The sequence below is a fragment of the Bacillus sp. ISL-7 genome (assembly GCF_018613065.1).
Window position 1 is genome coordinate 12,614 of record NZ_JAGGQW010000075.1, and the last position, 21,542, is coordinate 34,155.

The window sequence follows — 21,542 nt, forward strand, 5'->3', positions numbered from 1 at the left end:
GAAGTAATGTACTTAAACGTGGCAGGTTTGTTGAAGAAGGATATTTCCTGTTTTAAGCGAATTTGAATTTAAACAAACCTTACACGAATACAGGTATTGAAAATAACAGGAACATAGGAGGTATGAGATATGAAGATCAATAGAATAGATCATGTGAGTATAAACGTAAATGATCTTTCAGAGGCTAAAGCGTTTTTTCTTGATTTAGGACTTGAAGTGCAAGCGGAATGGGAATTGGATGGAGAACAGTTGGATAGAATAGTTGGGCTTAATGATGTTAAAACGGCATGTGTAGGATTGGGGATGCCAGATGGTCAGGCATGGATAGAACTAGTCAAATTTTATACGCCGTCAGATGAAAAAGATATTCAGCAACCTTATGCAAATACGCTGGGTATCCGACATATTTGCTTTGCCGTTGAAGATATTGAAGCTGTTGTTGCAAAATTGAAAAAGAGGGGCACGGAAATCTTTAGTGAGATACAGCAATATGAAGAAAGTTATAAGTTATGCTACGTTCGTGGTCCAGAGGGTATTATTTTAGAGTTGGCGGAGAAAATCAGATAAATATTGAATGGGACTTTAAATAATTTAGATTTCACAAACTTTAAAGATTTTTTTAAAAACTATCTGGTGCTTATGTTAAAGATGGGATGGCTGCGGAGATCACATTTTCTTATTGTGCTAACGTGGCAGGTTAGCGGAAGAACAGATTACATATAATGCTATTTATTGGATATTTTAAAAAGAAAGGAGAAACCTGAGAAAAAAAGGATGATGAAGCTTTGACAATAAAAATTCAAAGATTAGTTAATGTTGCTATTATTTTACTAACATGGTCGACACTACCCTTTTTAGGGATACGAAATATAAAAAGATTTCTTCCTGCCTCATTTCTTATTCTTCTTATAGAATTTATCACTACTCTAATTGGAAAAAAACGTAAATGGTGGATTTTTTATAATAAACCAAAATCATTCTTATTCGGGGACTTATTGGTTCATTTTTGGTAGGTTCTATGTGGATATTAAATTGGACATATGGAAACTTTAAACAGTTTATACTGCTCAACGCAATTGTAAATGCTTTCTTTGCTTCTCCAGTTGCAAGATTTGCAAAAAAAATAAAACATTATAAATTAGTTCGGTTAAATGAATTTCAGTTTTTCCTCTATTATTTTCCTAAGGCATTTTTACTGTATTGGTTTCAGTACCTTATTGAAAATAAAAAAAATAACTAAATTGTTAACGGAAAAACTATTCAACTAACGGAGTGCTTTCCTTAAAGAACTGGCTGCAAAAAAGCAGCCTTTTTCGTATTTGACTAACGGTCAGGTTTAGGTTAATAAGACCTTGAGCATGATAATTACTTAATAAGGATATTGTAAGAAGAAAAAGGAAAAAGGAAAAATAATAATGATTGGGCTTTTTATCGCAATTATCATATTTAATGTTCTTGCTTTCAAAACTAATAAGAATTTAACGGCAAAACAAATTGCCCATATCTGGTCATTTACAACTGCATTTCAAATGTCTTCTGATGCTTACATAGATTTGAAATATCATGCATACTGGTATTTTACAAAAAATGTGGATTGGGCAGCTTTACCAGCCAATACTATGTTACTTCCACCTGTAAATATGATGTTTTTGAATTGGTATCCTTTTAAAAGTTCCTTAATTAAACAAATACGTTATTTTATCTATTGGGAAGTATGTTTGTTAACCTATGAATCCATCACCTTATTGCCCGAACCTTGGGGATATTTTCATTACGGATGGTGGAATTTAGGATATTCAGCAATTATTAATCCTATCTTGCTTGTTATTTTATTGGTTTATTACAAGAGGTTTGTAAACTAGAATAGCATGCATGTTAAACTAAAGGGTGCGATGCTTTAACAAGGCATCACCTTTTTTGGGTTTAATTAACGAAGCAGATTGTGAAAGATTGTACTTAAAGTAACGGGTGCATTACTGAACAACGGTAATGCTTTTTCTTATTTAAGTAACGTGGCGGGTTAGTGAAACAAGGAATGTGGTAAAATCCTAGTACTAAATGGGCTCTTGAAAATAAAAACTTTGTCTCAATTACTTATACAGATGAAGAACTATCTATAGTTTGTAGGGAAGAAGTAGTACCGTCGCATGTTGAAAATATTGAAATTAGTAACGAATGGAGATGTGTATTAAAGTGGAAGGACCTCTTGATTTTTCAATGACAGGAGTATTATCTTCCCTTGCTTCCCCACTTGCTGAAGCTAAAATTAGTATCTTTGCCATTTCTACTTATAACACAGATTATCTTCTAGTTAAGTCAGACACTTTAGAACAATCTTCACAGATATTATCTGAACACGGACATTCTGTCATCTAATAATAATTCGCACTCAAACAAACATTACTGGAATTATAAATAATCTCCTTTTGATCAAAGCTAAAGGAGATTATTTTAGTACCCTAGATGCATTGAATTCCTATAAGGGGTAGTACCCGCGAAGCTTGGGGGCCTGTTTTGACTGCACGGTCGATCAGCACCGTAATAGGAGAGCGGCGAGGCGGGCCGGAGTTCCTCTGTAGATGGCATCTGGGCCGCCGATCAACGTACTCAGTGCCTCCGCCATGCCCTTCTTGGCGTCAGGAAAATCCACGAATAGCAGCAGTCATTCGTGGAGCGGCTCCTGCTCCATCATCAGTTGTGCGGCCGCGCCCTGAAATCGCTGCTCGCTCGATTCGTCAAGATCGCGCTCGCGATAATACTGAAGAGATGCTCAGCTCGTGGCGCGGACGAGGGTTGGTTGCTGAGCCACGCAAGCGCAGCAGCTAGCGAGAACAGGTCATCACCATCCATATCGGTACGCGCCAGACCCTCGGCCTGAGCGCGAGCGAGAAGTCGGGTGCCTGCCGTACGCATCGTGACGCATGAAGCGTGGAGTGCGGACTCCGTGTCCTCCTTGGCTGCCATCATCGCGTCCACAACACCTTGATAGTTGCCCGTGAATGCAACGACGTCGCGTAACCACGACACGAGTGCATCATCGGGTGAACTCGCAGTTTCGAGCTCACGTGCCTTTGTCGTAAACTCGTCGAAACTTGCGCGGAGCAAAGCTTCGAGCAGCGCCTCTCTCGTCGGGAAATGACGATACAGTGTGCCGAGCCCGACACCAGCTCTGCGAGCGATATCGCGCAGCGATGCATTGACGCCGTGCTCGGTTACAACGACGCTCGCGACTGCGAGTATGTGCTCATAGTTTTTCTTCGCATCGGCTCGCATATGATTCCTCCTTGACAATCGGAGCAGTGCTCCATATAATAATAAACGGAACAGTGCCCCGTTTAAGTGGAGCACTGCTTTAATAAGGATAACACATTTGTGTGAAGGGAGAAAGCGATGTCTACAAACACAATGAAGGCGATTCGGCTGCACGAATTCGGCGGCCGTGAGGTACTGCGTTACGAGGAGGCCCCGCTTCCCGAACTGAAACCGGGTGAGGTGCTTGTCCGCGTTCACGCGGTTGGCATCAACCCCCCCGACTGGTACCTGCGCGAGGGGTATAAGGATCTTCCTCCTGAGTGGCAGCCGGCGGTGTCCTTTCCCTTCATTCTGGGGTCGGACATGTCGGGCGTCGTCGAGGCGGTAGCCACGGATGTGCAAGGCTTCTCCATCGGCGATGAAGTTTTCGGCATGGTTCGCTTTCCTAGCATGGGGGAGAGCGCTGCTTATGCCGAGTACGTCGCCGCGCCAGCGTCGGATCTTGCACTCAAACCGGCTGGCATCGATCACGTGCACGCCGCAGGGGCGCCGATGGCAGGTCTCACCGGATGGCAGTTCCTGATCGAGTTGGGGCACAATGAAGCGAATCCGTTTCAACCGGAGTCGCATCGCCCGCTGCCGCTCAACGGCAAGACGGTACTCGTCAATGGTGCCGCGGGTGGCGTGGGGCACTTAGCGGTGCAACTGGCTAAATGGAAGGGGGCGCATGTCATCGCGGTGGCATCGGGCAAGCATGAGTCGTTCCTGCGCGAGCTCGGTGCCGACGAATTCATCGACTACACCAAGAGCCCTCCCGAGGACATCGCCCATGACGTTGATCTCGTCCTCGATACCCTCGGCGGTCCAAAAACCGGTCGTTTCTTGCGTACGCTCAAGCGTGGCGGCGCTTTGTTCCCAGTGTTCATAGGCTTCTCCGACGCCGAGGAGGCCGCAAAGCTGGGCGTCACGGTATCGATGACCCAAGTGCGCTCAAACGGCCCGCAGCTAGCGGAATTAGGGCGCTTGCTCGATGCTGGGACGGTTCGCGTCGCCATCGACAGCACGTTTCCACTTGCCGATGCTCGCAAGGCGCACGAACGAGCCGCCCGTGGGCACATCCAAGGCAAGATCGTGCTCACGGTTGTGTAAGGACGAGAGCTCGAATGATTTTCGCACTCCTAGTGGAACGTCGCAAAACTTTGCGGCGTTTCACTAGCAAGGACCGCGAATGAGCTCTGAAAAAATTTGCTAACTTAAATTAAGAAAAAAAGGATGAACAACAATGATTATACTCATGGGTTACGTTCACCTAAATCCGTCTGATGTGAATGAGTTCACTGCAGACGTTCAGGCCGTCGTTTCCAGCACGAGAGCTGAAAATGGATGCCTCTTTTATGCCTTTACTTTGGAAGATGCGCGAGCCGGACGCATGCTGACTGTCCAGCGGTGGCAAGATCAAGAATCGCTGACGGCCCATGTTGAAAGACATGAGTCGGCGCCGTTTTTAAAAAAGTGGGGAAACAGGATGAGAATGGACATTCTAAAATACGATGCCTCGAACGAACGCTCGTTTAGGGAGTAAAAGAGTAAACGTCAAATTAACAACTCCAGTCTAAGACTTTATTTTCTTCGAACAGGTGGATTATCAACAAATATACCTTAGCGTACGTTTTCCGCGTTTTGTTGGCGGTACCCCAATTATGAAAAAGGACTTGCTCAATTTGGAGTAACAAAAGTTTGTGAAATAATGTACTTAAGCTAAAGGGTGCTTTTGTTTAATAAGGAAAATATAATACATGAAATAAACACCGTACTAAATACGGTGCTTTTTTGTGTGGATTTAACTTGTAATTCACCCACTTTTTTAGGTTTTGTACTTCAAAAACAGAACCCGTTGGCAAAGATGGTCCTTTTCTTTTTGGAATTATCTACATGAATGCATAACGACTTTCCAAACCAAGTGGTATCTTTGTTATTAAATGCGAAAGTTATGTTGCTTTAAGGTGATGACGATTTGTTCTATTGAGATTTTTTTGTCATCAAATTCGACCTTTACTTCGCCATCAGTAGTGTCTAATAATACTCTTTCAATGCCATCCAATTGATTTAGGAGACTTTCAATTTCTTGAATGGGCTTCTCGGATGTTGCTTCATTAACAAAAATTGTTTCTTCAGCCATTGACATTTACTCCTTTAAAGGGAAGATTTTTTTATTTTCCCCAGAAATTCAAACATTAAACGGTCAAAAAAATAACTTAACCCTTTTGGTAAAAAACCTTAAAAAAAATCACTAAACTTATACTGTGACAAGTATTGTATAGAGCATCTTTTTTCAAGTAGGCTCTGTATAATGTTGATTTTTTGCCTTCTTTAACTGACGGTCAGGTTAGTTAAAGTAAAATAATTATAGGAAGACAGTAAATTTCCAATGATGGAATCAACCTGCCGTTTTAGTTTGCCTAAAAAGAGGCGACATCGGGATCAGCAGTATGAGATTGTTTTGGGAATAGGAACCTGTGGTGTAAGGTGATGATTGACCTTTTAATCGAAAAGCTTTTTCAATTTCAACCGCAGCACGACGTGCATCTTCTACGGTTCGCTTGCCAGTCACAATGTCGTTCATCAAGTTTAAAGCCATAAAATTCGCCGCTTTTGATCGCATTTAGCCGTAGCTTCACCAGCCGTTCGGTCTGGATATAAACTACCTTAAAACGGTAGTATAGAGTTTGGCGGCGTTTTTGTTATTCGACTAACGGGCAGTTTAGTGGAAGAATCGTCTTTAGCTCTTATTCAATAATCGGGACCATTTAATGGAGCAATGAAATAAGCCTAATTTTTAGCATTAAATTGAGAAATTAAGCTTTTTATTATTAAAATTTCCTCAATGTTACAAATATGTATTTTCCTGGTTCTACCCCTTATAGAGCATTTGAAAAAAGTGAAAGAGCTTGCAAATCAGCCTCTTTGTTTTTAATGAATGTTATGGTCATTACGCTTATCAATGTACAATGAACCATCTTTTTGAAGCTCTACGTAAAATACCTCTGAAAGAGTAGTCCCTGACTGCATTAATTGATCATCTAACCAATCTTTGGTCAAGTTTAATTGATGTAAATTATCCTCTAATACTTTTCCATCAGAAATGATTGGGATGGGAATTGGGAATGGCTTTGGTGTGGTAACTTGAATAGAAAGATCCTCTTTCTTAACTGGTTGTCTAGTCTCTTTCAATAGTATCGATAGGTCACCATTTGTTTCCATAATCGCATATTCTACATCTTTTACTGAAAATACCTCTTTGTTTCTTAGAAGTTGATTTAGCTGTTCCATATCTAAACGTAATTTTTTTAGTTCATGTTCCATTATTTTACCCTGTTTTATAACAATTACTGGTGTTCCATCGATTAAGTCGCGAAACCTTTTTGACTTAATATCGATAAATCCAAAAATTAAGGTTAAGGCACACCATGTTGTAAGACTTATGATTCCCGTAAATAACTTAATGCTATGGTCAAGTGAAACGGTTCCGGCAACTGCACCAATCGATATACCAGTAACGTAGTTAAAAAATGTAAGCTGAGAAATTTGTTTTCTTCCCATTAGTCTTGTTAGAAGCAAAAGGACTAAAAATGTCGCCACTGCCCTACCTATAACTTCAAATACACCCATTAAAATTTCCCCCATTTATTATTCGGTTTTTACCATTTTACCTTTTGTATAAGTCATTTAAACTTCTTTATTCAACTGCTAACGAGAAGATTATCAAAAAGAAAATCACTTAGTTAAATCAAGTATGCAGCGTTTCGCATATTTCAATATTCCAGAATCGGGGGCTTTTCTTTAATAAGAAGGCATCGTTTTTTAATCAATCAGATTCTGGAGCAACACACTTAAATTGGATTATATTAAGGTGTAGAAGAGATTGTGAAGGATTCTACTTAAACTATCGGGTGCAGGGGTTGAAGATCGGGACTGTCATTATGGCAGCCTTTTTTTATTCGACTAACGGTGAGTTTAATTGGAGAAGGAGTTTCAGTAATTGTAGAAGAAATATTAACTAATATAAATGTCGAGAAAGTAGAGGATTATTATGTATTTGATTCTATCTATTCTTTTAAGTGCAATTTTAGGGTTCATATTACTTATGATAGGTCCCCCGCAGGTCGGTGGAGTTATTGCCTTTGGAATTATTGTTGGTAGTATTTTTAGAGGGTTGTATTTACTAAATAATTTAAATAAATCAATTTTAAAAATTTTATCTAAGTATGATTCAAGAGGTGAATGAATTATTTAGAGCTTTTCTAAGGGGAGAGAAATCAGTGGGCAAAGACCGTCAACTTAATAACCAAAAGAAAAATAAGGTTCAAGGCATATATAGAAAGATAAAACAACAGAATAGTGAACCTCAAAATGATAACAAAATAGGAACAGCTATTGTAGGCACTTGTCTTTTTATACTGCTTTTACTTTATGTATTGAATGCAATTTTTGATTTGTAGATTGAGGTTTACCAGAATGGTTGGAAGCAAAAGATTGTGAAAAAGTGTACTTAAAGTAAAGGGTGCTTTAGTTACATAACATATTTATTACATTAAGATGCTTAAAAGTCTTTATATTTTTGACAAGTATTCATCTTATTTTATTATAATGACAAGTTTTGTTGTAATAAATTAGGTATACTGATTTAATCATCTGAAACAAGGTAGGGGAGATTCAAATGAAAAAACAGCGTAACATTATTTTATACATTGGTACTTCAATTGATGGCTATATTGCAAATGATGATGGTACATTAGAATGGTTAGAATCAACAGAAGTAGAAGGAGATTCTGGCTACAGTTCACTCCTTGAAAGAATTGACACTGTTGTTATGGGAAAAGGAACTTATGATGTCATTCGTGGATTTGATATGGACTATCCTTATAGTGATTATAAAAATTATGTATTTTCTAAATCTGTTAGTGGATCAGATGAATACGCTTCATTTGTTGATGAAGAGGTCAAAACTTTCATTAAAGATATAAAACAAAAGCCTGGTAAAGATATATGGTTAATTGGTGGAGGAAATTTAGCTCGTGAATTTTTTAAAGAAAATTTAATTGATGAATTCCAACTAGCCATTGCACCGATTATTTTAGGGAAAGGAATTTCCCTCTATACCGGAGATGATATTACTCTAAAATACACATTAACGAAAGTAAAAAAATTAGGTCAACTTGCTATGCTTCATTATATAAAAAAATAATTTCCATCATCTTTCCTTTTTTAGTAGGGGAAGATTTTTACCCTTTCAACTACATTTTTTACTGAAACTCGTTCGAAGTGTTACCAATTATCTTTCTTTTTCGAAAGAGATCAAATATTCCTACAAACAAATAAAGCTGGAATCCGGCTTTATTTGTTTATTGCTTTCTCAATATTTGTTGGAAATAGTAACATGATGCCTGTCCCTTTTCCCTGTTCGCTTGTTACACTGACTTTTCCCTTCATCGTCTCAACAATTCGGTAAACAACCATCATACCAAGACCCGTCCCTTTGGTATCTTTCGACGAAAAGTACGGCTCCCCGAGCCGATTTTTCTGTTCTTCGTTCATGCCGATGCCTTCATCTTTAATGGTGATTTTAATGGTGGAATCTTTTTGAAAACAAGTAATCGTCAGCTCTCCACCGTTTGGCATTGCTTCAATACCGTTTTTAAGGATGTTAATCAACACCTGCTGGAACAGTCCTCTATTTCCCTTCAGGCTGCAAGCGATGATGTCCTTTTTCAATTGCACACCGTTCATGCTGGCGAGCGGCTCGATAAGATGCAAAGATTTTTCGATTTCTTCCTTTATCTCCAATTCCTCCATATTTTCCGGTGCAGGCTTGGCAAACGTCAAATAATCGCGGATGATGCTATCCGCCCTGTCCAACTCTTGCAGAGCGATACTGATGTATTCCTTTTGTCGCTCATCGGCATCTTTCATCTCGCAAAGAAGCTGCATAAATCCTCTTGCCGTCGTGAGGGGATTCCTCACTTCGTGGGAAATGCTCGCTGCCAAGTGGCTGACCACTTCCATTTTTTCCATTTTCACGACCCTGCTCATTAAAGCATGGTGCTGCCGTACGGTTTCAAGAATATAGCCAAAGACATAAAGTCCGCCGGTTTGGCTGAAAATATAAGCGAGACAGAATAGGACGGTATAGGAAATATGGTAAAAATAATACACGCATGCCAACCACCAGATGCTGATAAACAGCATGAACGCGGCAAGAAAGAGCAGTCTCTCTTTCATCGCAAGGATTTGAAAGCGGTTGCGAAACAGGGTGAACAGTAGCCAAAAAAGCAGCACCGTTGAAATAGTGAGCCATAAATAATCGTTACCCTCCAGAAACCGCAGGACAAGGAACAGGAATAGGAGGGAAAACCAAACTCTGATAAATCTCATGGCATAGAAACTCCCAAAAGCCAGAGGGATCAAACTCAGGTTAAAGATGAATCCGTTTCCCAATTCGATGGGAAATAGGATGTTCGTGGCGATCATCACACCAATCATCACGAAAACCGCTCTTTCGATTTGAAGCTGCTCAATATTCCTTTTATATAAGGTGTATTGCAGAAATAGGATATTGAACAATATAGCGAGTATATTAATCAAAACATGAGTGGTGTTTTCCATTCTAGATGCCTCTCTCTTTCGACAATATATTTCTCTAAAGATTTCGATTTTTAAATATAAATTAAAGAGTGATTTTAATACTATTATTACGTTAATTATATTTGAATTTACATCTAATGAAAAATTAATAAAACTTAACACATTGTTAGTAAAACTGATAAGTAGGATTTTTACTGCTCCCTTCACGGAGGAATTAAAATTAATTAGACAATGACCATTAAACCAGCATAGTGAACTGAACTTTTAATAAATTTGTTACTTCCTTATCAATATAAGAAATCGACTTTTTTAGATTGAAATTTGTATTTTTGACAAAATTCCCAAAATGTTGGTGGTACTCCCTGTATAAAAAATCTTTCTATACAAAGAATATGTATAGTTTACTACCAGATCAGGAGGGAGTCCCATGGTAAATATAATGGAAACAATCATGGATGCCATGAAATCACTGACAGTTCAAGACGAAGACCAACCTCTTCATGTCGGAGAAGTGATGGCATGCTGGATTTACTTAGCTGGACTTGAATTAGCCAAAGTATCTGTTCAAGCAGGTATTAATACCACGACGGATGATGAACTAAAAGCAATACTTGAAGAAGATATGAAACTAGGGGCCAGTCAAAGGGAACGGCTCCATGATTTCATGATTAAGGAAGGAATTACGTTACCTCCTGCCCCTGAAGATATACCAAAGTCAGACCCTAACAGTATTCCACTTGGTGTTAAATTAACGGATGATGTGATTGCAAACGAATTATCTTTAAAAATCATTAGTTTAATTTTGCGTGCTGCTGGTGCTACTACCGAATCAATTCGTACAGATGTCGGTTTATTGTTTATTCAGTTTCAAGCAGAAAAATTTGCTTTCGCAACTAGATTAAAACATTTAATGCGCAAACGTGGATGGATTAAGGTGCCACCGTTTTACGTTCCACATGGTTCCCAAAAGCCATTAAGTTAGGGGTAGCGTAGCGGGCAAGAACACACTAAGCTCTTCCAAGGCTAGAAGAACCTAAAAAATATTAAGTTTAATGCAAAATAATTAATCTATTTGTTAAGCTAACGGGGGCTTTATGTTAAAGAAGAAAAAGCCTGTATTGATGATAACTTAGTTATCATCAATACAGGCTTTTAAATTTAATACTTTTTGATACTTATCTATATATTCAACTTCCTAGATGGTCTTTAAACGCGTTTTGTTCCAATATATCTTGGATGCCAATATGGGTTATTTGTGCTTGTAATCATGACTCCTTTTGAAGAAGAAGACATAATCATTTTACCATTACCGATATACATGGCAACATGTGTCGGGCGACTTGCCTTGGTTGGAGCAAAGAACATTAAATCTCCTGGTTGTATATAATTATAGATACGATATCCGTTTCCATAGAACATTTGAGCCGCTGTACGGTTTAGTGTTCGTCCAGATTTTGCATAGGAATATTTAATAAGACCTGAACAATCAAAGCCACTTGTTGACATTCCGCCCCAACGATAAGGTACCCCTAATTTAGACTTTGCAACCGAAACTGCTTTTGAATTATAATATGCTGCTTCCGCTTTATCACCCATGTTAGCAAACAAAGAGCCACAAGAAACGATAATGACAAATGCTACGATGAATTTCTTTAGCATGATTGTTACCTCCTAGTGTGATTTGATAGTTTTAATATACTAGGAAGGTGTAACAGTGACATCACAGCAAAATTACAATTTCATTACAAAATTATATTGATATAATTTCCATATTTGGTTTCTTTTGTTCCATTAGAATATCAACAGTATTCATAAGGTATTTTTTATGGGAACTCATAATTAAAACTCAGCACCAAACAACTTAAGTTCCTCCGGATCATGAGCGAGCACAATCATTCGTTCAAACTTCATTCCGACCTTTTCAAGCAGCCTCGATGAGCCATCATTATCCTTTGATGTAATAGCCACTATCCGCTTCAGACCGAGTTGTTCCCTTCCATGGACAAGCGTGGCCGAAGCGACCTCAAAGCCATAACCCTTCGCTTGAAACCTTGTTAAAAAAGCAAAGCCAAGATCGACATCTTCTAAAGAATCTCGTTTAATCAATCCGCAAATCCCAACCGGAGTCATCCCCGCATCCTTAAGCTCTGTCATATAAAGACCAAAGCCCAGCCGGGAGTACATCTCCATCGGTCCCGTTACAATGTAGTTCCTAGCATCCTCTAACGTCCGCACCCCTCGATCACCGATGAACCGTATCCAAGAAGGATCATTCAGAAGCTCGAGAATAAACGCGGCATCCTCGGGTGTTAAACAGCGAAGGATCAACCGTTCCGTTTCAATCACTTTCAACTAAAACACCTCATTTTATTGTTATTTATGAAAAATTCATAACCAAGTCAAACTATATCATGTATCCTGAAAAGGAAGGTATAAGAACCAGGGCAGCTTAGCAATGGGAAGTATTAAAATACCTTTGTATCGTTAAAAAAGGATGAATAATCATAGAGCAGATTAGAGAGGAGAGCACAATGACCACTAATTTTATAAAGTTAACTGAACCTACCTCAAACATCGTTGAGGTGTTTAACCGTTGGGAAAACGACCCTGCATTAATTCCGTTGACTCGCCCGAACCAAAACCAATCGGAAATGGAACGTCGTGAAGAAATGTCCCTGGAGGACTTAACCAAACGCTTGGAAGACCATCATATCTATCTTATCTATCTCAATGACCAGTTAATCGGTGAAATGAACTATGTGGTCGATCCAAACTATCTCTACAAAAAAGAGCCTGGGACCGCCTGGATCGGAATCACTATTGGTGAATCCGAAGGACGAGGAAAAGGGATTGGTTATGATGCCATTCAATATATGGAGGAACAGATTAAGAAACAAGGGCTGAAGCGGATTGAATTAGGCGTGTTTGAATTTAACAAACAAGCACAGAAACTCTATCAGAAGATAGGCTACAAAGAAATTGGCCGGATCGAAAAATTTACCTATTGGCAAGGTAAAATGTGGACGGATATTCGAATGGAAAAGTATCTATGATATTGAAGTAGTTGTAGGTAGATTTCCAACAAATCAATTCACATTAAAAATAGCATATGAATTTGCTTTGATATTAACAATAAATTAGCACGTAAAAACAGTTGGGATTTCCAAGCGTTTTTTGTCAGCTATTTATTCTTTGAAAATCCTAATATTTAGGGAATAAATTTCATGGTTAAAAAGAACGATAAAATTAGCTGCTAAAAATTTAAGTTTTAGGAAGCAAACGAGTCTTCCCAAGTTAATTCAACCGGTGGCTTATTTGAAACTTCAAGGAAAATCTACGCATTATGGAAAAGGAGGAAATACGATGACAAACCGTAATAACAATCGAAATCAGCCCCATACTGGAGGTAATAAAGCAGATACAGAATTTGGAGGCGAGCTGACCCAAAGTAAAAAAGCTAGGAAGCAAGCTGCAAGAGATAGTAAAAAATAGTTAAGTGTAATGGATAACCATCGTGTCAGGAATGGTTATCCATTTTATTCTTTCTTGATAGTCAGGAAAGGAAATTTTTAAAAATGAACTATTTTCGTTACTTATACCTTACATAAGGTTGCGACTGATTCTTGGCTCCGAGATGAATCACAGACTCAGAAAACATAGAATCAGTTTAAGAGGTAGATCGTGTACCAAATCAGGGCTAATTAAGGAAATCTCCCGATTTCCTCCAAAACAAAAACCGCCCTTCATAAAAAGGCGGTTAAAAACTAGAACGTGGCTTTAGGGTTTGGCCCAAATTGGTTGTCATCGGCTTGGCTATCCGTACACATAAAGACAAGTAAGACAATCGCACCGATAAAAGGAATCAGAGCAATTAATATCCACGCGCCGCTTCTGCCGGTATCATGCAGTCTGCGGAAGGTTACAGCTAATCCTGGTAACAGGACAGCCAAGGAATAAAGCCCATGTAAAAATGGGTCTGTTCCTAAGACTCGATCTAACACGGTTAGGACAATCATTGCAATAGCATTGAATAGATAAAACATCCAGTATTCTTTCCGTCGTGCTCGTCCTGAAAAGCCTACATACTGCTTTAATACTTTCAAATACCATTCCATTAATGAGCCCCCTTAGTTGATCATGATATGATTAACAAATATTTACTATTGCTTTATTAGTTTAGTATTCTTTGAGAATCTTAAGAACTAAAAAAACGGACTAAATGTAAAATTGTTAATAAAATCTTTTGAAGCTCTCGAAGTGGGCTTGGTAATACGGGCTTTGCAAATTGGAGATCATCACACCTGAATCATTGGCGTGGATGAATTGATTGTTGCCAAGGTAAATTCCCAGATGGGAAATCCCTTTCTTATATGTATTTTCAAAAAAGACAATGTCGCCCGGCTTTGGCGTATTGACATAATAAGTACGGTCATAGAAGCCTGCAGCTGAAGTACGGCTAATTTCAATCCCTGCTTGTTTGGCAGCATAATAAACAAACCCGCTGCAGTCAAAGCCAGACGGAGTACTGCCGCCCCAGACATATGGAACACCAATAAGTTTCTTGGCACTCGCGATCATCTTTGGCGCGAAATCAGAGTCAACCGTTGGTTCAGTCTTCGGCCCGGTCACAGTCGCAGTTGCAGTCGCAGGAACCTTCAGCTTTTGGCCGACATAAAGTCGATCTGAGCTTAGTTTGTTGAGCGCCTTTAATTCCTTGACGGTAAGCTGATAGTCCCCAGCGATTCCCCCTAGCGTATCCCCGCTTTTAACGATATAATCCATCACTGCCGTCTGTACAACAGGTGGTGGTGTAGCCGGTGTTTTCGGCGGTGTGGTTGTTACTGGCGGCTTCGGTGTTGCAGGTTTTACAGGTGTCACAGGAGCTACTGGAGCCTTCTGCGCTGGAACCTTCAGCTTTTGGCCGACATAAATCATGTCGGATTTTAGTTTGTTAAGTGACTTCAAATTACTCACAGTTGTTTTATGATTCCCGGCAATTTTGCCAAGATAGTCGCCGCTTTTTACCGTATATACACTAGTTGCTGCTGTAGTTGTCTTGGGTTGGGTTGCTGTTGTTGGCTTTGCTGCGGTTGCTGTCTGTTTAGGAGCTGCCACTGTGAGTCTTTGCCCGACATGAATAATCGTGGTATCAAGCTTGTTCCACAGCTTCAGTTCACCAAAAGTCACATGAAAACGGTTGGCAATCTTAATCAAGGCATCACCTTTTACAACAGTGTAAGTGGCTGGCTGTGAAACATGCGTTGTTTTGCTAGCGACCGTAATCTTAAGCATTTGATTGACGGAGATAAAATCTGACTTCAATCCGTTTGCTGATTTAATAACTTTGACACTCGTATGGTATTTTTGAGCGATTTTCGATAAGCTATCGCCTTTTTGGACCTTGTATGTATCGGCCAGGGCAGTTCCTGCAAAAACGGTCGAAAGCAGGGCAGCTGTCGATAAGGCACGAACAATGGTTTTCTTCATCTAGCAAATCACCTCTTTTTCTGCACATTTTTACTCATTTTACCATAGTTTGCTAGTGGTTTGATAAAAAAAGTTACAAATCTTGACTAAATTACTAGAAAAGAGGTGAAAAACTAGAATAATTTGCTAAATCAACATTAGAAAACACCCAACCCAAAACATGCTTAATAGGACAATTATCTCTCTAAATCGTTGAAATAATGACAATATTAGATAGTTTTCATATTATTTCCACAAAAGTCGACTGGACATGCATTTACAAGAAGCTATTGTTCTAGTAGAATTGGGAATTAGAGTAAACTAAAGGAGGAAAAGAAAGGTGGAACGTACTGTACAAACGAATAGTTCTAATGTTGCCAATTTCTCAGAGATTGTGAGAAAGGCATACGAAACGGGCAAAAACGAGAATGGCATCACCCTAGAAAAACTAATCGCAGACTTAAAAGCGGACTTGAAAAACTTGATGGTCGGCTAATCATATATATAATCAATGGGCTGTCGAAACAAAACTCGATAGTCTTTTTTAATGGGTGGGAAGGATAAAAATCCTAGTTTCTACTACTATATAATGTTATTAATGTTGATAACGTTTTCAGATAATAAACTATATTCCATTTTTAATGGATTAGTTTGGCTAGTAAATCTTTTTAACCTTAAGGTCACGTGAATAAAAAAAGCGAATCATTATTCTGATTCGCTTTTACTAATAAGAAAATTGGTTATGTACTCACCCCATACTTGGTTCCCTTTTTCGCTAGGAGCACTCTGGTCGGGCAGTAAATACTCATTAATCTCCTTGGTATTTGGATCTGGCCAAGCTGACCAATGATCCATATAGGTAAGTTGGCTTTTCTCTGCAAATTTCTTTAGTGCTTCTACCTGAGTAGGATAGATTTTCGCTTTATAAAGAGGATAAGATGGTTGGAGAATAAAGTTAGTTTCAGGATTCTTTGCTTTTATGTCTTCCATAATCATAGTAATATCTTCTAATGAGTTTTCTATTAAAACTTCACCATTATTCATTAAAATGAAAGGTTCAAAAACAATGAGATCAGCTTCTTCTTTACTTATCTCTTCTTGGTCATTACTTTTAATAAATTGTATTGACGTCGAATTATAGGTTTTGATTGTTACTTGGATATTATCCTTCCCAAATGTTTCAAGTAGTTTCTCTTTTACAAACGGAAAAGGCCCAGTATTTTCAGAACCAATGGCGGGAGACCCAATGAAAAGGACCTTAAAGGCTTTCTTCTCATTTAATGTATGCTTAAATCTTTCAACTGAACTAGCTGGCCAATTCTTAGTAAGTGTCAGCAAATCGATGTCACTATCATCACTCTGAATAGCCATCTCAGACGTTTGTTGATCAGATGTGCTAGGTGCAGTGTTTGATGCAGTTGCAATTCGTTGGTTCCAATAGGAATGACCATAATAAAGTAGAGCAACGCATGCAATTCCTAATAATATTGTAAGAAAATTCTTCATTATATGTATAACCCCCAAAAAGTTTTCCCCCCTCATTATATCAGATTTATATTGAAAATTAATTCCAATTTCTAAATTAATCTACAAAAACTTACAAAAAGGTGTACAATAGGTAAGGAGAAAAGGAAAAAAATTAGGAAATATGTCGTAATAACGTAATTAGTAAAAAAAATATGTTATAATACTTTTTGTGTCTATTTTGGATAATTATTGGGAGGGCATCATGGAGGAAACAATTAGTTTAAAAGAGTTGCTGCAAACACTGCGCAAGCGACTTAGTTTAATATTGAGCATAACATTCATTGCAGTATTAATAAGTGGTGTGGTAAGTTACTTTTTCTTAACACCAATCTATCAAGCATCCACACAATTGCTTGTGAATAAATCAAAAGACGATCAGAGTACCTTTCAATATAACGAAGTACAAACCAATCTTCAGTTAATCAATACGTACAATGTTATTATAAAGAGTCCAGTTATACTTGAAAAGGTCATAAAAGACTTGAATTTAGATATGACAGTTAGTGAACTTAATCAAAAAATTACGGTTCAGAATGAAAAAGATTCACAAGTCGTCAATCTATCTGTTCAAGACACAAGTGAAGCAAATGCAGCGGAAATTGCAAATAAAACAGCTACAGTTTTCCAAAAGGAAATTGTCAAAATTATGAACGTAGATAATGTTAGTATTCTAGCAAAAGCCGTTGTTTCAGATCATCCGTCACCAATTAAGCCACAGCCGCTTTTAAATGTAGCAATAGCTTTGGTGGTGGGTTTAATGGCAGGTGTAGGATTGGCGTTCCTACTAGAATACTTGGACAATACTATAAAGGATGAACAAGAAATAGAAAAATTGCTTGGGTTACCTGTGCTTGGTGTTATTGCAACAATGGATGAATCACAAATGAAGACTAGACAGAAAAAGTTTGCTATGCAAAATGCTAAATTAAGAGGTGAGAGAATTGGCTCTTAAAAAAAATAGTAACAAAACTAATAATAGTAAAAGAAATATTATCGCAATGTTTGATTCTAAATCACCAATTACAGAACAGTATCGTACCATTAGGACAAATATTCAATACTCTTCTATCGATCAAGAAGTTAGATCTCTAATGGTTACTTCTGCAGGTCCTGGTGAAGGAAAGTCAACAACAGTGGCAAATTTAGCGGTAGTATTCGCGCAGCTAGGAAAAAGGGTATTACTTGTTGATGCGGATCTAAGAAAACCAACCGTGCATTATACCTTTAATCAAACTAATACTATTGGATTAACTAGTGTACTAACAAAACAAATGACATTTGAAAAAGCCATTTCAGATGCCGAAGAAAAAAATCTATATGTTTTAACAAGTGGACCGATCCCTCCGAATCCAGCTGAATTATTAAGCTCTCGTGCGATGGAACAATTTTTTCAAGAAGCTCAAGAACTGTTTGATGTTATTTTATTCGACGCACCACCGGTATTAGCTGTTACAGATGCACAGATATTAGCAAATATGTGTGAAGGAACCATTCTAGTTGTTTCTAGCGGGAAGACAGAAAAGGAACAAGTAGTAAAAGCGAAAGAACTTCTTGATTCTGCCCAAAGTAAGTTGCTAGGTGTGGTATTAAATAATAAGAAGCTTCAAAACAATAACTACTATTATTACTACGGTACAAAATAACACCGGTTTACAAATACCACCATTTGCCGCATGGAAAATAAGTGTTAACCTATCTAAGGTCTTGAATAATTGACAATTTATTGGAAGGGAGTGGGTCAAATGATTGATATACATTGCCATATTTTGCCAGGTGTTGACGACGGTGCGAAAAGTGTCGAAGACAGTTTGACAATGGCGAGGGAAGCCGCAAAAGAAGGAATTCATACGATCATAGCCACCCCTCACTTGAATAGTCAATATGATAACCGAAGAGAATTGATTATTCCTAAAGTAGGAGAGCTAAATCAGGCTCTTCTAGAAGCAAAAATTGATGTTACTATCCTTCCAGGACAAGAGCCGAGGATATATGGCGAAATTCTAGAGGATATTGAAAAAGATGAAATTCAAACATTAAATGACAGTCAATATATATTTATTGAATTCCCATCCAACCATGTTCCTAGATATACAGAAAAACTTCTATTTGATCTTCAAGTACAAGGACTTACACCAATTATTGTTCACCCCGAAAGAAATTCAGAGCTGATAGAACGTCCAGAGGTCCTGTATCGCTTAGTGGAAAAGGGTGCATTGACACAAGTAACAGCTTCAAGTCTTAATGGTTACTTTGGCAAAAAAATTAAAGGTTTTTCGATTCAATTAGTTGAAGCGAATTTAACGCATTTTATTGCTTCAGATGCCCATAACATTGTTAACCGTACCTTCAAAATGGCTGAAGCTTTCCATTTCATAGAGTCGAAGTTTGGGATAGATTATGTTTATCTCTTTCAAGAAAATGCAGAATTATTAGTAGAAGGTAAAAACGTAATAAAAGAAATACCAGTTCAAATAAAGAAGAAAAAGAAATTTTTACTCTTTTAACCGACTAAGTCGATAAGAATGAAGGATTATTATCTACATCGTTTTAGGTCTTTATACCTGAACGGCGAGGCTCCCTGCCCGTTATCGATGGGGGCACTCGATTGTGCTGTGGGTCCATCAGAGGACCTTAGACGCATGTCGTCAAAAGCATGATGTGAGGCCAGGTTAGATGCCCGATTTTAAAAAAATTAACCATAAATATCTAATGAAAGAATAAGTGATGTAAGCACTTGCAATTCCATTAGGTATTTATTTTTTTTGCCCACTTGCTTTAGTTGTTTTTGAGGACTAGATAAACGAGATATAGAAAAAGGGGGAATGTACAGGTGACGTATAGAAAAAGATTGACTGCGCTCGCTGTCTTGGACTCAGTTATTGTGTTAACAGCTATCTACATAAGCTATATGACGCTGGTTCCGGGTGTAAATGTTTTTGAAATTCCAATGTTACAGGTTACTTGGCTTACATTATTTTTATGCCATCATTTATTTGCTTCTATTTATAAGCTTTATCAAAAAGCATGGGAATATGCAAGTGTTGGAGAATTAACTGCAATTGTTAAGGCAGTTACCTTTTCAATTGCGGTAACAGCACTTATGCAAGAATTACTTTTTCATAACATTTATGTCAGAGCATTAATGATCACATGGATGCTACATGTCCTGTTAATTGGTGGTTCAAGGTTTTCATGGAGAATGTTTCGGGATAGTTACATGTCGAAGCAGAAAAGTATCAAAAGAACATTAATCATTGGTGCTGGCTCTGGTGGAACGATGGTGGCAAGGCAATTGCTTCATAACCATGAGTTTGATTTAAAGCCAGTGGCGTTTATTGATGATGATGCGAAAAAATATAAGTTGGATATTCTCGGGATACCTGTGATAGGAAATTCGAGCCATATTACGGAGGCAGTTGAGAAATTCCAAATTGACAATATTGTTATTGCGATCCCTTCGTTAGGTCAGAAAGAGTTAAATCGGATTTTTGAGGAATGTGCAAAAACAAAAGCCAAGACGCAAATTATTCCTAAGTTGGAAGATTTGATGACAGGAAAGATTTCTGTTAATCAATTCCGTGAGGTGCAAGTTGAGGATTTACTCGGAAGGGAACCAGTAGAGTTAGATATCGGCAGTATTTCAGAGTATGTCACAGGAAAGACGGTATTAGTGACAGGTGCTGGCGGTTCAATAGGGTCCGAGATTTGCCGACAAATCTGCAAATTTAATCCTGGGAAAATTGTTTTAGTAGGTCATGGGGAGAACAGTATTTACTTGATTGATATGGAGCTACGGAGGAAGTATCAAAATCAAATTGAGATTGTTCCTGTGATCGGTGATATCCAGGATCGGACAAGAATGTTTGATCTGATGGAAGAGCATAAGCCGTTTGTGGTTTATCATGCGGCAGCACATAAGCATGTTCCATTGATGGAATATAATCCGCGAGAAGCAGTTAAGAATAATATTTTTGGAACGAGGAATGTTGCAGAAGCAGCGGACACATTCGGTGTGAATACTTTCGTGATGATTTCATCCGATAAGGCTGTTAATCCTCCGAATGTGATGGGAGCCACTAAGAGGTTTGCGGAGATGATTATTCAGAGTCTTGCTGTAAATAGTAATACAAAGTTTGTAGCTGTACGGTTTGGTAATGTGCTGGGCAGTCGTGGAAGTGTGATTCCATTGTTTAAAAAGCAGATTCAGGCTGGTGGGCCAGTGACGGTTACACATGAGGATATGACTAGGTATTTTATGACGATACCGGAAGCCTCACGGCTTGTTATTCAGGCGGGATCTCTTGCACGTGGTGGAGAAGTGTTTGTGCTTGATATGGGTGAGCCAGTTAAGATTGTTGATCTTGCTAAGAACGTGATCAAGTTGTCGGGATTTTCAATTGAAGAAATCGGGATACGTTTTACTGGACTTCGTCCTGGGGAGAAGATGTATGAAGAACTGCTAAATGAGAATGAAGTGCATCCGGAGCAGGTATTTCCAAAGATTCATATTGGGAAGGCGAAGGTTATTCATGAGGAATTGTTGAGTCAGTTGATTGGCGGTCTGCTTGATATGTCTGAGACGGAAATGCATGATACTTTGATTGCGGTGGCTAATAATAGGTTTGAGGGTGCTTCTGTTTTAGCTAGGTGATTAG

At 38.5% G+C, this 21,542-nt stretch carries 26 protein-coding genes; 16 read left to right on the forward strand and 10 right to left on the reverse strand.

The window, feature by feature from the left end; genetic code table 11:
- Nucleotides 1-129: 129 nt before the first annotated feature.
- From J7E66_RS27235 to J7E66_RS32125, 4 genes are all read left to right on the forward strand, one after another.
- A complete protein-coding gene (locus tag J7E66_RS27235) occupies nucleotides 130-567 on the forward strand; it encodes a VOC family protein (RefSeq protein WP_215005950.1) in 438 nt (145 codons plus the stop codon).
- 848 nt (nucleotides 568-1,415) lie between these two features.
- A complete protein-coding gene (locus J7E66_RS27240; protein ID WP_215005953.1) occupies nucleotides 1,416-1,862 on the forward strand; it encodes a hypothetical protein in 447 nt (148 codons plus the stop codon).
- 227 nt (nucleotides 1,863-2,089) lie between these two features.
- Entirely contained in the window at nucleotides 2,090-2,221 is a 132-nt protein-coding gene (locus J7E66_RS32990; protein WP_374103892.1) for a hypothetical protein, read from the forward strand.
- Complete coding sequence (locus tag J7E66_RS32125; RefSeq protein WP_308162603.1) at nucleotides 2,194-2,376, forward strand: ACT domain-containing protein; 183 nt, start codon at nucleotides 2,194-2,196, stop codon at nucleotides 2,374-2,376. The genes J7E66_RS32990 and J7E66_RS32125 overlap by 28 nt, the downstream gene beginning before the upstream one ends.
- 315 nt (nucleotides 2,377-2,691) lie before the next feature.
- Here J7E66_RS32125 and J7E66_RS27250 read toward each other — a convergent pair whose 3' ends face one another.
- Nucleotides 2,692-3,273: a TetR/AcrR family transcriptional regulator gene (locus J7E66_RS27250; RefSeq protein WP_215005956.1), complete on the reverse strand. Its 582-nt coding sequence runs from the start codon at nucleotides 3,271-3,273 to the stop codon at nucleotides 2,692-2,694.
- Nucleotides 3,274-3,390: 117 nt separating this feature from the next.
- On the opposite strand from J7E66_RS27250, the gene J7E66_RS27255 reads away from it, so the two are divergent.
- Nucleotides 3,391-4,401 (forward strand): NADP-dependent oxidoreductase, encoded by a 1,011-nt coding sequence (locus tag J7E66_RS27255; RefSeq protein WP_215005958.1) that lies wholly within the window; start codon nucleotides 3,391-3,393, stop codon nucleotides 4,399-4,401.
- A gap of 133 nt (nucleotides 4,402-4,534) precedes the next feature.
- The gene (locus J7E66_RS27260) at nucleotides 4,535-4,834 is read left to right on the forward strand and encodes a putative quinol monooxygenase (protein ID WP_215005960.1); all 300 of its coding nucleotides are present in this window, start codon (nucleotides 4,535-4,537) and stop codon (nucleotides 4,832-4,834) included.
- Between the two features lie 393 nt (nucleotides 4,835-5,227).
- On the opposite strand, the gene J7E66_RS27265 is transcribed toward J7E66_RS27260, so the two are convergent.
- The 3 genes from J7E66_RS27265 to J7E66_RS27275 form a co-directional block, all read right to left on the reverse strand.
- Nucleotides 5,228-5,431 (reverse strand): hypothetical protein, encoded by a 204-nt coding sequence (locus tag J7E66_RS27265; RefSeq protein WP_215005962.1) that lies wholly within the window; start codon nucleotides 5,429-5,431, stop codon nucleotides 5,228-5,230.
- 258 nt (nucleotides 5,432-5,689) lie between these two features.
- The gene (locus J7E66_RS27270; RefSeq protein ID WP_251033166.1) at nucleotides 5,690-5,914 is read right to left on the reverse strand and encodes a hypothetical protein; all 225 of its coding nucleotides are present in this window, start codon (nucleotides 5,912-5,914) and stop codon (nucleotides 5,690-5,692) included.
- A 308-nt stretch (nucleotides 5,915-6,222) separates the two neighbouring features.
- On the reverse strand, nucleotides 6,223-6,921 hold the full coding sequence (locus J7E66_RS27275; RefSeq protein WP_215005964.1) for a DUF421 domain-containing protein: 699 nt from the start codon (nucleotides 6,919-6,921) through the stop codon (nucleotides 6,223-6,225).
- 650 nt (nucleotides 6,922-7,571) lie between these two features.
- On the opposite strand from J7E66_RS27275, the gene J7E66_RS27280 reads away from it, so the two are divergent.
- Together J7E66_RS27280 and J7E66_RS27285 are read left to right on the forward strand one after the other, a co-directional pair.
- Nucleotides 7,572-7,751, forward strand: a complete 180-nt coding sequence (locus J7E66_RS27280) for a hypothetical protein (RefSeq protein ID WP_215005966.1) — start codon at nucleotides 7,572-7,574, stop codon at nucleotides 7,749-7,751.
- A gap of 218 nt (nucleotides 7,752-7,969) precedes the next feature.
- Complete coding sequence (locus J7E66_RS27285) at nucleotides 7,970-8,497, forward strand: dihydrofolate reductase family protein (protein WP_215005968.1); 528 nt, start codon at nucleotides 7,970-7,972, stop codon at nucleotides 8,495-8,497.
- A gap of 149 nt (nucleotides 8,498-8,646) precedes the next feature.
- On the opposite strand, the gene J7E66_RS27290 is transcribed toward J7E66_RS27285, so the two are convergent.
- On the reverse strand, nucleotides 8,647-9,915 hold the full coding sequence (locus J7E66_RS27290; protein ID WP_215005971.1) for an ATP-binding protein: 1,269 nt from the start codon (nucleotides 9,913-9,915) through the stop codon (nucleotides 8,647-8,649).
- Nucleotides 9,916-10,321: 406 nt separating this feature from the next.
- Between J7E66_RS27290 and J7E66_RS27295 the strand changes: the two genes are divergently transcribed.
- Complete coding sequence (locus J7E66_RS27295; protein ID WP_215005974.1) at nucleotides 10,322-10,876, forward strand: DUF3231 family protein; 555 nt, start codon at nucleotides 10,322-10,324, stop codon at nucleotides 10,874-10,876.
- Between the two features lie 224 nt (nucleotides 10,877-11,100).
- Here J7E66_RS27295 and J7E66_RS27300 read toward each other — a convergent pair whose 3' ends face one another.
- The gene (locus J7E66_RS27300; RefSeq protein ID WP_215005977.1) at nucleotides 11,101-11,553 is read right to left on the reverse strand and encodes a C40 family peptidase; all 453 of its coding nucleotides are present in this window, start codon (nucleotides 11,551-11,553) and stop codon (nucleotides 11,101-11,103) included.
- A 180-nt stretch (nucleotides 11,554-11,733) separates the two neighbouring features.
- Entirely contained in the window at nucleotides 11,734-12,246 is a 513-nt protein-coding gene (locus tag J7E66_RS27305; protein WP_215005980.1) for a GNAT family N-acetyltransferase, read from the reverse strand.
- Between the two features lie 179 nt (nucleotides 12,247-12,425).
- On the opposite strand from J7E66_RS27305, the gene J7E66_RS27310 reads away from it, so the two are divergent.
- Together J7E66_RS27310 and J7E66_RS32455 are read left to right on the forward strand one after the other, a co-directional pair.
- Nucleotides 12,426-12,947, forward strand: coding sequence for a GNAT family N-acetyltransferase (locus tag J7E66_RS27310; protein ID WP_215005982.1), 522 nt, complete (start codon nucleotides 12,426-12,428; stop codon nucleotides 12,945-12,947).
- 310 nt (nucleotides 12,948-13,257) lie between these two features.
- A complete protein-coding gene (locus tag J7E66_RS32455) occupies nucleotides 13,258-13,386 on the forward strand; it encodes a hypothetical protein (RefSeq protein ID WP_256942508.1) in 129 nt (42 codons plus the stop codon).
- 272 nt (nucleotides 13,387-13,658) lie between these two features.
- Here J7E66_RS32455 and J7E66_RS27315 read toward each other — a convergent pair whose 3' ends face one another.
- Nucleotides 13,659-14,009, reverse strand: coding sequence for a DUF805 domain-containing protein (locus J7E66_RS27315; protein ID WP_215005985.1), 351 nt, complete (start codon nucleotides 14,007-14,009; stop codon nucleotides 13,659-13,661).
- 115 nt (nucleotides 14,010-14,124) lie between these two features.
- Nucleotides 14,125-15,381: a C40 family peptidase gene (locus tag J7E66_RS27320; RefSeq protein ID WP_215005988.1), complete on the reverse strand. Its 1,257-nt coding sequence runs from the start codon at nucleotides 15,379-15,381 to the stop codon at nucleotides 14,125-14,127.
- Between the two features lie 319 nt (nucleotides 15,382-15,700).
- Between J7E66_RS27320 and J7E66_RS27325 the strand changes: the two genes are divergently transcribed.
- Nucleotides 15,701-15,856: a YwzD family small protein gene (locus J7E66_RS27325; RefSeq protein ID WP_215005991.1), complete on the forward strand. Its 156-nt coding sequence runs from the start codon at nucleotides 15,701-15,703 to the stop codon at nucleotides 15,854-15,856.
- A gap of 209 nt (nucleotides 15,857-16,065) precedes the next feature.
- On the opposite strand, the gene J7E66_RS27330 is transcribed toward J7E66_RS27325, so the two are convergent.
- Nucleotides 16,066-16,866 (reverse strand): SGNH/GDSL hydrolase family protein, encoded by an 801-nt coding sequence (locus J7E66_RS27330; RefSeq protein WP_215005996.1) that lies wholly within the window; start codon nucleotides 16,864-16,866, stop codon nucleotides 16,066-16,068.
- Between the two features lie 223 nt (nucleotides 16,867-17,089).
- Here J7E66_RS27330 and J7E66_RS27335 point away from each other — a divergent pair, with 223 nt between their 5' ends.
- From J7E66_RS27335 to J7E66_RS27350, 4 genes are all read left to right on the forward strand, one after another.
- Nucleotides 17,090-17,839: a YveK family protein gene (locus tag J7E66_RS27335; RefSeq protein WP_215005999.1), complete on the forward strand. Its 750-nt coding sequence runs from the start codon at nucleotides 17,090-17,092 to the stop codon at nucleotides 17,837-17,839.
- A gap of 46 nt (nucleotides 17,840-17,885) precedes the next feature.
- On the forward strand, nucleotides 17,886-18,530 hold the full coding sequence (locus tag J7E66_RS27340) for a CpsD/CapB family tyrosine-protein kinase (protein ID WP_285289261.1): 645 nt from the start codon (nucleotides 17,886-17,888) through the stop codon (nucleotides 18,528-18,530).
- A 99-nt stretch (nucleotides 18,531-18,629) separates the two neighbouring features.
- On the forward strand, nucleotides 18,630-19,391 hold the full coding sequence (locus J7E66_RS27345; protein ID WP_215006006.1) for a tyrosine-protein phosphatase: 762 nt from the start codon (nucleotides 18,630-18,632) through the stop codon (nucleotides 19,389-19,391).
- 326 nt (nucleotides 19,392-19,717) lie between these two features.
- A complete protein-coding gene (locus J7E66_RS27350) occupies nucleotides 19,718-21,538 on the forward strand; it encodes a polysaccharide biosynthesis protein (protein ID WP_215006009.1) in 1,821 nt (606 codons plus the stop codon).
- The last annotated feature ends 4 nt before the right edge of the window (nucleotides 21,539-21,542 follow it).